The sequence below is a fragment of the Gluconacetobacter brunescens genome, from assembly GCF_048695475.1.
GTDB lineage: Bacteria > Pseudomonadota > Alphaproteobacteria > Acetobacterales > Acetobacteraceae > Gluconacetobacter.
This window is the reverse complement of record NZ_JBLHEN010000001.1, coordinates 434,284-446,810: the sequence shown is the minus strand read 5'-3', so window position 1 is coordinate 446,810 and position 12,527 is coordinate 434,284. Positions and strand designations below refer to the sequence as shown.

The window sequence follows — 12,527 nt, the reverse complement described above, 5'->3', positions numbered from 1 at the left end:
CTATCGGAAGTCGAGAATGATCACCGTCCTGCTTTTTCTGCACCTGTTCGTCACCCTGGCCCTGATCGGAACCGTCCTGATCCAGCGCAGCGAAGGCGGCGGCCTGGGAATCGGCAGCAGCCAGGGCATGGGCAGCTTCATGTCCGGGCGCGGCACGGCCAATCTGCTGACGCGCACCACCTCGGTCCTGGCCGGCATCTTCATGGTGCTGTCGCTGACCCTGGCGGTCATGAACCGGGGTGCCGCCACCGGTGGCGGCCATGACATCCTGGCCCAGCCACCGGCCCCGGCGGCCGCCACGCCCGCTCCGGCCGCCCCCCCGGCCCTGCCCGCGGCGCCAGCGGCCACGCACTGAAGAACGGGCTGCCTTCCCCACGGAAGGCAGCCTTTTTTTATCTCGGCAAACGCGACGGTTATTCGCTTTGCCCGGCAGGTCGAAACGGTGTAGGGAGGCCATCCATGACGCGGTTTGTATTCATCACTGGCGGCGTGGTCTCCTCTCTCGGTAAAGGCATTGCCTCCGCAGCCCTCGCGGCGCTGCTGCAGGCACGCGGCTACCGGGTCCGGCTACGCAAGCTCGATCCCTATCTCAACGTCGATCCGGGCACCATGAGCCCGTATCAGCACGGCGAGGTCTTCGTAACCGACGACGGCGCGGAGACCGACCTCGACCTTGGGCATTATGAACGCTTTACAGGCGTGCATGCCACAAGGGCCGACAACGCCACCACCGGCCAGATCTACTCGGACGTGATCGCGCGCGAGCGGCGCGGCGATTATCTGGGCGCCACGGTGCAGGTCATCCCCCACATCACGGACGCCATCAAGGAAGCCGTGGTCGCGGGCACGGAAGACCTCGATTTCGTGCTGGTGGAAATCGGCGGCACGGTCGGCGACATCGAAAGCCTGCCCTTCCTCGAAGCCATTCGCCAGTTGCGCAATGACCTGGGCGCCGGGCAGACGATGTTCGTCCACCTGACCCTGCTGCCGTGGATTCCCTCGGCCGGCGAACTGAAGACGAAGCCGACCCAGCATTCCGTCAAGGAACTGCAGAATGTCGGCATCCAGCCCCAGATGCTGCTCTGCCGCTCGGACCGGCCGATTCCCGACGCCGAACGGCGCAAGATCGCCAATTTCTGCAATGTGCGCTCCGAGGCCGTGATCGCGGCGCTGGATGTCGACACGATCTATGCCTGCCCGATCTCCTACCATGCCGAAGGCATGGACAATGAGGTGCTGCGCCATTTCGGCCTGCCCTTCGACCAGGAGCCCGACCTGTCGCGCTGGCACCGGACGCTGGACGCGATTCGCCACCCGGAAGGCGAGGTCCGCATTGCGGTCGTCGGCAAATACACCGCTCTGCTCGATGCCTATAAATCCCTGATCGAAGCCCTGCTGCATGGCGGCATCGCCAACCGGGTACGGGTCAAGCTGGACTGGGTCGAGGCCGAGACGTTCGAAAAGTCGGAAGACGCGCTCGAGGCGCTGCACAACGTGCATGCGATTCTGGTGCCCGGCGGATTCGGCGAGCGTGGCGCGGAAGGCAAGATCCAGGCCGTGCGATTCGCCCGCGAGCACAATATCCCGTTCCTGGGCATCTGCTTCGGCATGCAGATGGCGGTCATCGAGTGCGCCCGCAATCTCGCCGGCCTGCCCGATGCCTCCTCCACCGAATTCGGTCCGACCGACGAGCCGCTGGTCGGCCTGATGACCGAATGGGCTCGTGGCAATGAATTGCTGCGCCGGCGCGAAGGCGGGGAGATGGGCGGGACGATGCGCCTGGGTGCCTACCCCGCCAAGCTGGCGGAAGGATCGCGGGTCGCCGAGATCTACGGCCGGACCGACATCCGCGAGCGCCATCGCCATCGCTACGAGGTCAATGTCCATTACCGCGAGAAGCTGGAGCAGACCGGCATGCGATTCTCGGGCATGTCGCCCGACGATATCCTGCCGGAAGTGGTCGAATATCCCGATCACCCCTGGTTCATCGGCGTGCAGTACCATCCCGAGCTGCTTTCCAAGCCGTTCGATCCGCATCCGCTGTTCTCCGGCTTCGTCGGTGCGGCGGTGAAGAAGATGCGCCTGGTATGACAGCGCCCCGCTCGCTCGCGATCGGCGACCTCGCGGTCGGCAATCACCGGCCGTTCGTCCTGATCGCCGGCCCGTGCCAGATCGAATCCGAAGCCCACACCATGGAAATGGCCGAGGCACTGTGCGCGGTCGCGCGCGAGACCGGGGTCGGGCTGATCTATAAAAGCTCGTTCGACAAGGCCAACCGCACCAGTATCGGCGCGGCGCGCGGCGTCGGCATGGCCAAGGGGCTGGAGATCCTGGCCCGGGTGCGCGAGCGATTCGGCGTGCCGGTCCTGACCGACGTGCATGCGGCCGAACAGTGCGCGGCGGTAGCCGAAGCCGTCGACGTGCTCCAGATCCCGGCCTTCCTGTGCCGCCAGACGGACCTCCTGCTGGCGGCGGGCGAGACCGGGGCCGCGATCAACGTCAAGAAGGGGCAGTTCCTGGCACCGTGGGACATGAAGAATGTCGCGGCCAAGATCGCCTCGACCGGCAACGAGCGGATCATGCTGTGCGAGCGCGGCACCAGCTTCGGCTACAACACGCTGGTCAACGACATGCGCGGCCTGCCGATCATGGCCGAGACCGGCTACCCGGTGGTGTATGACGCCACCCATTCGGTCCAGCAGCCCGGCGGCCTCGGCGGATCGTCGGGCGGCCAGCGTGAATATGCCCCTATCCTGGCCCGCGCGGCGCTGGCGATCGGGGTGGCGGCCGTCTTCATCGAAACCCATCAGGACCCGGACCGCGCGCCCAGCGACGGCCCGAACATGATCCCGATCGGCGAGATGAAGCCCCTGATCGAGCGCCTGGCCAGCTACGACCGCCTGACCAAAAATTCCTGAGCAATCCGGTCGGCACTGCGCGCGGACGGCAATCCCGCGCGCAGTGCCGAAATCCCATCAAGCCAGACTGACCAGCATCGCCAGCCCCAGGCAGGCCATGAAGACGGCGGTCAGCCATAGCCGGAGGGCCAGATAGCCCGAAGGCAGTTCTCCCCGGCGCCACGCGGCTCGCTCCGCGAGGAACAGCCCGAAAAATCCCGCCAGCAGCACGGCCAGCCCGATTGGCACATGGCCGAGGAAGGTTGCATGGCAGGCCAGCCAGCCGACTGGCAGCGGCAATGCACCCGTCATCAGCCGCCGATTGTCCCGCCCCACGTCCAGGCGTGTTCCCGTGATCAGCGTCGGCCGGTCCAGCGCCAGCCCCCAATGCACGGCACCGCTGAAGACCAGCACCAGGGCGGCATATTCCACCAGCCCCATGGTCATGCCCGGCACCGCGTCGGAGGAAAACAGTCCTCCCACCGCAAGGACGATGGCTGGAATCGGGCTGACAATTCCCATCAGAACCGTTGGAAGCGGCAGGCGTTTCATGTTCATCTTCCTCCTGCCCTGCTATTATCGCGTGGCTCGCCGCCTGCCCATGATACCGATCACAGGCGGCAGGAGAATTTTGCCTGGCATGTCGGGATGACCGCGAGGACATCCCGATCGCCGTTGCATGTCGCGGCCGACCTGCAACGGGCCCAATAGTCATAAACCGAGGAAGCAGACCCATGAGTGCTATCGTCGATATCGTCGCGCGCGAGATCCTGGACAGTCGCGGCAATCCGACCGTGGAGGTCGATGTCGAACTGGCGTCCGGCGCGAAGGGCCGGGCTGCCGTCCCGTCCGGCGCATCGACTGGCGCGCACGAGGCGGTCGAACTGCGTGACGGCGACAAGTCCCGCTATGGCGGCAAGGGCGTGCTGAAGGCGCTGGAGAATGTCGAGGGCGAGATCCTCGAAGCCCTGCAAGGCGCCGAATCGGCCGATCAGGTCGCGATCGACGAAGCGATGATCGACCTCGACGGCACTCCCAACAAGGCCCGGCTGGGTGCCAACGCGATCCTGGCGGTCTCGCTGGCGGTGGCCAAGGCATCGGCCGAGGAATTGCAGGTTCCGCTTTATCGCTATGTCGGCGGCGTGTATGCCCGCACCCTGCCGGTACCGATGATGAACATCGTCAATGGCGGCCAGCATGCCGACAACCCGATCGACATCCAGGAATTCATGATCCAGCCCGTGGGCGCGCCCACGCTGGCCGACGCGGTGCGCGTGGGGTCCGAAATCTTCGCCCAGCTCAAGAAGAACCTGTCGGCGGCCGGCCACAACACCAATGTCGGCGACGAAGGCGGCTTCGCCCCCGGCCTGAAATCGGCCGACGAGGCCTTGGGCTTCATCACCAAGGCCGTGGAAGCCGCCGGCTATCGTCCGGGTGAAGACGTCACGTTCGCGCTCGACTGCGCCTCGACCGAATTCTACCGCGACGGCCGCTACGTCATGGAAGGCGAAGGCAAGAGTCTGGATTCGGCCGGCATGATCGGCTATCTGGCCGACCTTGTCGCCCGCTACCCCATCGTGTCGATCGAGGACGGTCTGGCGGAAGACGATTGGGAAGGCTGGGCCGCCCTCACCGCCACCCTGGGCAAGACCGTCCAGCTGGTCGGTGACGACCTGTTCGTGACCAACCCGGAGCGCCTGCGTCGCGGCATCAAGGCCGGCGTCGCCAATTCGCTGCTGGTCAAGGTCAACCAGATCGGCACGCTCAGCGAGACGCTGGAAGCGGTCGAGATGGCGCATCGCGCGGGCTACACGGCGGTGATGAGCCATCGTTCCGGCGAGACCGAGGATTCGACCATCGCCGACCTGGCGGTGGCGACCAATTGCGGGCAGATCAAGACCGGCTCGCTGTCGCGCTCCGACCGGACCGCGAAATACAACCAGCTGATCCGGATCGAGAACGAACTGGCGACCGCCGCCCGCTATGCCGGCCGCACGATCCTGAAGACGGCCTGATGACTTTGGCCCGATTCGGCGGCATGGCGCGGAAAACAGTTTCCCGCCGCCGCCGAATCGGGAATAGTACCGTGTACTGTTTGGCAACCTGCTGAGATGGAAGAGAGACCGACTATGCAGATCGGCCGGATTGTGCGGCGGACCCTCCGTATGGTCGTTCCTCCTTCCCTGTTCATCGGCCTGACCGCCTATTTCGGTGTAAACGCCATGCAGGGCGACCACGGCATTCACAGCTATCAGGCACAGTTGCACCTGCTGGACGAGGCCCGCGCCGCACAGATGGACGCGGTCTCGGAACAGAATGCCTGGACCCGCAGGGTCAGCGGACTGAAGGAAAAGGCGCTGGACCGCGACACGCTGGACGAACGGTCGCGCGCAATGCTGAACCTGGCGCGCCCGGGCGAACTCGTTATCCCCTACGGCCCGCACGATCGGCTCTTTTGAGTCGCCACGAGCGCATCAGAACAGGTTCTGAAACGAAAAAGGCCGGGCACCACAAAGGGTGCCCGGCCTTTTTTCCGACCTATCCCACGCAAAATGCGCGGAATAGAGCGGATTATTTGATCTTCGCTTCGCGGAAGGCCACGTGCTTGCGCGCAACGGGGTCGTATTTCCGCATCTCGAGCTTGCCGGTCTGCGCACGGGCATTCTTCTTCGTGACGTAGAAATACCCGGTGTCTGCCGACGAGACGAGCTTGATCTGAATGGTGTTGGTCTTGGCCATGGAATCCTCAGCACTGCTCCGCCGCTGCTGGAACAATCAGGTGCAGCAGTGGTTCAAGTCGGCGGAAAATGCGCATACAGAGCCCCCAGGTCAAGCGTTAGTCGCACGAATCGAGCAGATATGTGCGCATGACCACCGGATGGGGGAGAATTGGGACCGATGCTGAGTGTCGCCGAAGCCCAGGCGCGTATCCTGGCAGACCTCGTACCCACGGGGCCGGAACTGGTACCCCTGGCCGATTCCTGGGGGCGAATCGCCGCCGCCGACATCACCGCCCGGCTGGACAATCCGCCGGCCGATGTCTCGTCCATGGACGGCTACGCGGTGCGGGCGGCGGATTGCGCACCGGGCGCCGTCCTGTCGCTGGTGGGCGAGAGCCCGGCGGGCCATCCCTTCCCCGGCCGGGTCGGGCCCGGTGAAACCGTGCGGATCTATACTGGCAGTCTGGTGCCCGATGGCGCCGACGCGATTCTGATCCAGGAAAACGCCCACGAGGCTGATGGGGCGGTCGCGGTCAACACGCCACCGGACTCCGGCCAATTCATCCGCCGCCGGGGCCAGGATTTCGCCCAGGGGCAGGTCGTCGTCCCGGCCGGACGGGCGCTGACGGCACGGGATATCGGGCTGGCTGCGGCGGCGAACCACGCCTGGGTTGCTGTTCGCCGTCGCCCGGTCGTGGTCATCCTGTCCACGGGCGACGAAATCGCGCTGCCGGGCGAGCCGATCGCGCCGGGCGGCATCGCCAATTCCAACACCCCGATGCTCGCCGCCCTGGTGCGCGCCTGCGGCGGCGTGCCGGTCATGCTCCCTTCCGCACGAGACACCGCCTCGGATATCGCCCGCCTGGCCCAGGGGATCGAGACCGCCGACCTGCTGCTGACCGCGGGCGGCGCCAGCGTCGGCCGCTACGACCTGGTGCAGCAGGGGCTGGAGCGGATCGGGCTCGCGGTCGATTTCTGGAAGATCGCGATGCGCCCCGGCAAGCCGCTGATGCATGGCCGGATCGGCCGGGTGCCGGTCCTGGGGCTGCCGGGCAATCCGGTGGCCGCCCTGGTCTGCGGCCTGATCTTCGCCCTGCCGGCAATCCGCACGCTGGCCGGGCACGCGGAGCCGCGCCTGCCGGAGGATCTGGCGATTCTGGGCGGCGACCTGCCGGAGAACGACCGAAGGGCCGATTATCTGCGCGCCACGCTCTCCCGCGCTCCCGATGGCAACCTGATCGCGACGGCCTTCAACCGCCAGGATTCGGCGATGCTGCATATCCTGGCCCGCAGCGAAGCCCTGATCATGCGCCCGCCTCACGCGCCCCCCGCACGCGCAGGCGCGCCCTGCCGGATCATCAGGCTGGACACGCTCTCGATCTGACCGCCCGTTTCGATAACCGCAATGATATTGACGGCCGGAGGGGGAACCAATATAGAACACAACAAGGCGGTTTCCTGTTTGTTCCCTTCTGTTGACAACGGATTGGCCGACTGACGGAACGACTGGGTCACGGGGTGCCAATGCTGACGCGCAAGCAACATGAACTGCTGCTGTTCATCGACCGGCACCTGAAACAGACGGGGTTCTCCCCCTCCTTCGACGAAATGAAGGATGCGCTGAACCTGCGATCGAAATCCGGCATCCACCGGCTGATTTCGGCGCTGGAGGAACGGGGTTTCCTGCAACGCCGCCATCACCGCGCCCGGGCGCTGGAGGTGCTGCGCCTGCCGGAAATGGCCTCGCCCGCCACGCCGCAGGAGCCTGCCGGCGCCGCCGTGGCGACCATGCCCGCGCCGGACCCGGTCGATCATGCCTTCGTGCCCAACGTCATCAAAGGCGATTTCGCCGGCCGGCTGGCAGGCGCACCCATCGCGACCGATGCCGAGGCGGTCAGCCTGCCTTTCTATGGCCGTATCGCCGCCGGCCAGCCGATCGAGGCATTGCGCGAGACCGGGGCTCAGGTCTCGGTACCGCTGAACCTGCTGGGCCGTGGCGACCACTACACGCTGGAAGTCGCCGGCGATTCGATGATCGAAGCCGGAATTCTCGATGGCGACACCGTCATCATCCGCCGGGGAGATACAGCCGATAATGGACAGATCGTGGTCGCGCTGATCGACGATCAGGAAGTTACGCTGAAACGGCTCCGCCGGCGCGGCAGCACCATCGCCCTGGAGCCCGCCAACGCGCGCTATGAATCACGTATCGTGCCGTCCGACCGCGTGCGCATCCAGGGGTCTCTGGTCGGGTTGCTGCGCCGTTACTGACAACGGCGTCAAAAGCCCTCCGGGACTTCAACCGACTTCGAAGCGGCTGACCTCGATCCCCGTTCCAACGGGCAGCAGAACGCTGGACATCCCCGGCAGGGCGCGAATCGCGCGACCGTAGCGTTTCACGTCCTCCGTTCCCGGCCGGATCATGTTGTCGGCGACGATGATCGCACCAGAATTGAGGCGCGGGTAGAACGCCTCGAGACACGGCACGTAAAGATCCTTCCACAGATCGACAAAGACGAAATCGACCTTTCCGGACATCTCCCCGATCATCCGCACGGCATCCCCGACCCGGAAATCGATCCATTCGGCCAGCCCGGCCTGTTCGGCCATCTGCCGGGCATAAGCGGATTTGTAATCGTGCAGTTCCATCGTGATCAGCCTGCCGCCGGTCGCGCGGGCGGCCTCGGCCAGCCAGATGCCAGAATAGCCGAAGGAGGTGCCGAGTTCGAGAATGGTCGGGCTATCCAGACTGCGGGCGACGATGTTCATCAATTGCCCGGTCTCGGGCCCTATGGCCCGCATGCGCTGGTCCTGCCCGCCATCGCGGCCGCCGGGCGCCTCCATTCGGGGCTGGCTGCGTTCCTCGCGCATCCGGGCATGATAGAGGTCGAGAACCGCGGAAATCCTGTCATCCATCGTCAGGTTCCCTGATCCGCCAGGACCTGCCGCACGAGGCGGCAGGTCCTGTCTGCGTCAATAAGGAGCCGGCCCCATGGGCCCTGCCCCGTAGCCGGGACCGTAACCCCCGGCCCCGTAGGAATTGGCGATCACATTGGCGATAATGCCCGTCGCCAGCGCCGCCAGCAGGAACTGGTTCCCGTACTGGACCCAGTAATATCCCGGCGGCGGGGCGTAGAGGCCGCGATAACGCCGCCAATCCTGCACCTGCCACATGCCCGAACGCGGGCCGTCATAGCGGTCCCCACGTCTCCAGACCCGGCCACCGCCGCCGCCGCCGTACTGCGGACCGCCACGGTTATAGCCGGGCCCGCCGCCCGGTCCGCCACCGGGGCCACGATTATCGCCACGGTTGTCCTGACCGCCACGCCCATCATGCACGCCAGATCCTCCGCCGTGGCCCCCGGGGCCGTCAGGGCCCCGCTGGGCATCAGCAGTACCCGCGGCGCCCACAATCAGACAGCCCAGGACCAGGCCGGTCATCAGTTTTGTTTTCACCTGATTCTCCTTTTACAGACGCGGATCATGTTGCCGACTTGTGGCGAAATCCAGACGCAAACCCGCATCCTGAGTGACAAAATGTTCAGAAAAAGGAGCGGCATAGATATATCGACCGGCCGTCACATCATGCCAAACGTCCGATAAGCGGCAAGGATCGTCCCGCCGATCGAAATCCCGATATCAAAGGGCCTCGAACGGCGGCAGCAGCCGGGCCAGTTCCGCCACCTGCTCCGGGCCGATCCGCTCCAGATGGGGAAATTCCGCCAGCACCCGCGCGCCGCCGAAGAGGCTGACGGCGCGTCGCGCCTCGGGGGATGGCGGTCCGTTCAGCACCACGCCGGCAACGGCAATTCCCCGCTGACGCAGGGCCTGCAAGGTCAGCAGCGTATGGTTGATCGTCCCAAGCTGGCTGCGCGCCACCAGCACCACCGGCAGCGCGAAGCGGGCGATCAGGTCGATCATCATGCAATCCGGCGCAACGGGCACCATCACCCCCCCCGCCCCTTCCACGACCAGCGTCCGTTCCCCACGCGCGGCGGGCAGGCCCAGCCCGGCGGTATCGAGCACGATATTTTCCCGCTCGGCGGCGTCGAAGGGCGAAAGCGGAGCCGCCAGCACGGCGGCGGGCGGATGCAGGCGCGCCGGCTCAAGCCCGGCCAGCGCCGTCACCGTCACGCTGTCCGCAACATCTTCGGCAATCCCGGTCTGGAACGGCTTCCAGTATTCCGCCGCCCAGGCGCGAACCAGACAGGCGGAAACCAGCGTCTTGCCGACACCGGTATCGGTCCCCGTCACAAAGACCCCCTTGCGTGCGGGCGCCCGAAACAGGCCGTAGCCGACGCGATACGTCATCGTCACGCCCGACGGCGTTTCCAGATCGCGCAGCAGGCGGCGCATCACGCCCGGCGCAACCGGGCGCGTGCCCTCGCGCGGCAGCGAGGCGCCGATCTGGCGCAGTTCGCGCACGAAGGCCAGCGCCGTTTCCGGGCGGTCGAGAATCGTCTCGGCCTCCCAGAGCCCCTGTCCCGCACGCGGCCACTCGTCTTCCAGCCGTGCCGGGGCGGGATAATCCGGAATTCCGCAATCCATGCCCGCCGCCGCATGGACAAGCCGCCATTCGCCAAAGCTGCCCGCGCAGAGGGTGGAGAACGCCATCATTCCGCCGGGCGCCAGCATGGCGGCCAGCCGCGCCAATGTCGCCGCGCGGTCCGTGAACCATTGCATCGACAGGCTGGAACAGATCAGGTCGTATTCCCCGCCCGCCGCTTCCGGCGCCTCGGCGTCCAGCACCAGGGCCCGTACATCGCCCAGCCCTTGCAGGCCCTCCAGCCGGCGGCGCGCGCGGTCGCGCATCTGCGGCGCCAGATCGCTCACCGTCAGGTCCGCATCCGGAAACAGGCGGCGCAGATGCTGGCTCAGGAACCCCGTGCCGCATCCCAGTTCCAGGATGCGCGCGGGGGCCATGCCGGCAGCGGCAATCCGTTCGGCCAGCCGGGCCGCGACCAGGCACTGCACACGCGCCGCATCGTCATAGGTCTCGGCCGCACCAAACCGGGCGGCGATCCGCTGCTTGCGCGCACTCATGGCCGGCCCGGTCCCGCCATCAGGCGGGTGATCGCGGCGGCACATCGGTCGGGATGGGTCAGCGGCAGCAGATGCCCGCCATCCTCGATCCATTCGACCGGCACGCGGTCGCGGAAACCGGCCTCGACCATCGCGGGCGGGGCAATCGGGTCCTCCCCTCCGGCCAGCACGCGGACCGGCGGCAAAGCGGTGCCCGCCGCCGCGTCCCATACGCCGCGCGCATCGGCATCCCGCAGCAATTCGAGCGCCCAGTCCAGCCGCCCGGCCCGCGCCGGGCCAGGTGCCGGCGTCGCGATTCCCGCACGGCCGCGAAAGGTGGCGACCACATCGTCCGGATGCTGCTCCAGCCCGCGCATCATGCGCTCGATTACACGAGGCGGAATGCCCTGAGGATAATCGGAAGTGGCGCCAAACCGGGCGAAACCGTTGATCAGCAGCATGCCTGCGCAATCGGCCGGCGGATTCAGCAGCAGCCACAGGGCCCCCAGCGAATGGCCGACCGCCACATGCCGCCCCACCGGCCGCGCCGTCATGTTTTCGGGCCCGAAGAAGCCGAAATCCAGCATCGTCGTCTCGACCCCGCCCAGCCGCGCGCGGACAGGCTGCCAGAAATCAGGCGTGAACCCCCAGCCATGGACAAGGAACAGCGCCGTCGGCGCCGGATCATCGGACAATGCCATGCTCCCTTGCCCCTTCGTCGAGTGCCCGCAGCAGATGGCCGAGCATCCCCTCATTATGCGCCGCACTCAACGCCAGCCGGATACGGGCCGTTCCAGGCGGGACCGTCGGCGGCCGGATTGCGCCGCCCAGGACACCCCGCGCAGCCAGCGTGCGGGCCAGGGCAAGCGCCTGTCCGGCATCCCCCACCATCACCGGCACGATCTGCGTGGAGGACAAACCGGTGGACCAGCCCCGGTCGCCCAGTTCCGCCCGCAGATGCGCCGCCAGCGCCGCCAGATGGCTGCGTTCCGCATCCAGCGTCGGCACCAGGTCCAGCGCCGCGTCGATCGCCCCCAGCAGGGCGGGCGGCAGCGCGGTGGTATAGATAAAGCCCGAGCACGTACTGACCAGCCAGTCGCATAGCGCGCGCGAACCCGCGACATAGGCGCCGAACCCACCGAGCGCCTTGCTGAAGGTGCCCATCACCAGATCCACGCCGCCCGCCTCGGCGGAAAGGCCCCTGCCCTGCGGCCCCAGCACGCCGGTTGCATGCGCCTCGTCCAGATACAGGAACGCCTCATGCCGGCCGGCCAGCGCCTTCAGGGCCGCGACATCCGCCCGGTCGCCATCCATGCTGAACACGCTTTCGGTCACGATGAAGCGCAGGCCCTTCTGCTCGCGATGGCGCTCCAGCATCCGTTCCAGATGGCCGAGATCGTTATGGGCGAAGCGGATCTGGCGGATACCGGCCGCCTGGCAACCATGATGCAGGCTGGCGTGATTCAGCCGGTCGGTAAACACCACGGCCGGCGCGCCTGTCGCTTCCACCGACAGGCGGAACAGGGCCGGCAGGATCGCGGCATTGGCCTGCCACCCCGATGCCAGCAGCAAGGCCGCCTCGCACCCCTTGAACCGCGCGAGTTTGTCCTCGACCAGCCGATGCTGCTCGCTGGTACCCGTCACCAGGCGCGACGCCCCGCTGCCGGTGCCGAAACGCCGCGTCCAGTCGATGGAGCGCGCCTTCAGCGCCGGATGGACGGACAGGCCCAGATAATCGTTGGACGAGAAATTCAGCAGCGTGGCGCCGTCACGCCGGACCAGCACCGGGCCGTCGCGCTCCAGCGGCCGCAGATCGCGCCGCAGATGATTGCGGGACAGTCCCTCCAGCGCGGTCTGGAAAAATGCATCGAAACGGGTCATGAAGCGA

Annotated in this window: 14 protein-coding genes; 7 read left to right on the top strand and 7 right to left on the bottom strand. The window is 66.7% G+C overall.

Features of this window, described 5'->3' with window-relative positions:
* Positions 1-16 precede the first annotated feature (16 nt).
* From secG to kdsA, 3 genes are all read left to right on the top strand, one after another.
* A complete protein-coding gene (gene secG / locus ACMAUO_RS01905; protein ID WP_420355307.1) occupies positions 17-355 on the top strand; it encodes a preprotein translocase subunit SecG in 339 nt (112 codons plus the stop codon).
* A gap of 104 nt (positions 356-459) precedes the next feature.
* Entirely contained in the window at positions 460-2,091 is a 1,632-nt protein-coding gene (gene pyrG / locus ACMAUO_RS01900; protein WP_420355306.1) for a CTP synthase, read from the top strand.
* A complete protein-coding gene (kdsA, locus tag ACMAUO_RS01895) occupies positions 2,088-2,918 on the top strand; it encodes a 3-deoxy-8-phosphooctulonate synthase (RefSeq protein ID WP_420355305.1) in 831 nt (276 codons plus the stop codon). Before pyrG ends, kdsA begins: the two co-directional genes overlap by 4 nt.
* A gap of 57 nt (positions 2,919-2,975) precedes the next feature.
* Here the strand turns inward: kdsA and ACMAUO_RS01890 are convergent, their stop codons facing one another.
* Entirely contained in the window at positions 2,976-3,449 is a 474-nt protein-coding gene (locus tag ACMAUO_RS01890) for a DUF3429 domain-containing protein (RefSeq protein WP_420355304.1), read from the bottom strand.
* A 182-nt stretch (positions 3,450-3,631) separates the two neighbouring features.
* On the opposite strand from ACMAUO_RS01890, the gene eno reads away from it, so the two are divergent.
* Positions 3,632-4,912 carry a phosphopyruvate hydratase gene (gene eno, locus ACMAUO_RS01885; RefSeq protein ID WP_420355303.1) on the top strand — a complete coding sequence of 427 codons (1,281 nt, stop codon included), beginning with the start codon at positions 3,632-3,634 and terminating at the stop codon, positions 4,910-4,912.
* A 114-nt stretch (positions 4,913-5,026) separates the two neighbouring features.
* Positions 5,027-5,356, top strand: a complete 330-nt coding sequence (locus ACMAUO_RS01880; protein ID WP_114728319.1) for an FtsB family cell division protein — start codon at positions 5,027-5,029, stop codon at positions 5,354-5,356.
* A 112-nt stretch (positions 5,357-5,468) separates the two neighbouring features.
* On the opposite strand, the gene rpmG is transcribed toward ACMAUO_RS01880, so the two are convergent.
* Positions 5,469-5,636, bottom strand: coding sequence for a 50S ribosomal protein L33 (rpmG, locus tag ACMAUO_RS01875; protein WP_114728317.1), 168 nt, complete (start codon positions 5,634-5,636; stop codon positions 5,469-5,471).
* A 159-nt stretch (positions 5,637-5,795) separates the two neighbouring features.
* Here rpmG and ACMAUO_RS01870 point away from each other — a divergent pair, with 159 nt between their 5' ends.
* Both ACMAUO_RS01870 and lexA read left to right on the top strand, forming a co-directional pair.
* Positions 5,796-7,001 (top strand): molybdopterin molybdotransferase MoeA, encoded by a 1,206-nt coding sequence (locus tag ACMAUO_RS01870; protein ID WP_420355302.1) that lies wholly within the window; start codon positions 5,796-5,798, stop codon positions 6,999-7,001.
* Positions 7,002-7,141: 140 nt separating this feature from the next.
* The gene (gene lexA / locus ACMAUO_RS01865) at positions 7,142-7,888 is read left to right on the top strand and encodes a transcriptional repressor LexA (RefSeq protein ID WP_420355301.1); all 747 of its coding nucleotides are present in this window, start codon (positions 7,142-7,144) and stop codon (positions 7,886-7,888) included.
* A 27-nt stretch (positions 7,889-7,915) separates the two neighbouring features.
* On the opposite strand, the gene ACMAUO_RS01860 is transcribed toward lexA, so the two are convergent.
* The 5 genes from ACMAUO_RS01860 to ACMAUO_RS01840 all read right to left on the bottom strand — a co-directional run bounded on the left by ACMAUO_RS01860 (position 7,916) and on the right by ACMAUO_RS01840 (position 12,520).
* On the bottom strand, positions 7,916-8,539 hold the full coding sequence (locus tag ACMAUO_RS01860; RefSeq protein ID WP_420357173.1) for an O-methyltransferase: 624 nt from the start codon (positions 8,537-8,539) through the stop codon (positions 7,916-7,918).
* 51 nt (positions 8,540-8,590) lie between these two features.
* On the bottom strand, positions 8,591-8,956 hold the full coding sequence (locus ACMAUO_RS01855) for an RcnB family protein (RefSeq protein ID WP_420355300.1): 366 nt from the start codon (positions 8,954-8,956) through the stop codon (positions 8,591-8,593).
* Between the two features lie 300 nt (positions 8,957-9,256).
* Positions 9,257-10,660 carry a dethiobiotin synthase gene (gene bioD, locus ACMAUO_RS01850; RefSeq protein ID WP_420355299.1) on the bottom strand — a complete coding sequence of 468 codons (1,404 nt, stop codon included), beginning with the start codon at positions 10,658-10,660 and terminating at the stop codon, positions 9,257-9,259.
* A complete protein-coding gene (locus ACMAUO_RS01845; RefSeq protein WP_420355298.1) occupies positions 10,657-11,340 on the bottom strand; it encodes an alpha/beta fold hydrolase in 684 nt (227 codons plus the stop codon). The genes bioD and ACMAUO_RS01845 overlap by 4 nt, the downstream gene beginning before the upstream one ends.
* Positions 11,324-12,520, bottom strand: coding sequence for an aminotransferase class I/II-fold pyridoxal phosphate-dependent enzyme (locus ACMAUO_RS01840; RefSeq protein ID WP_420355297.1), 1,197 nt, complete (start codon positions 12,518-12,520; stop codon positions 11,324-11,326). Before ACMAUO_RS01840 ends, ACMAUO_RS01845 begins: the two co-directional genes overlap by 17 nt.
* Positions 12,521-12,527: the final 7 nt, after the last annotated feature.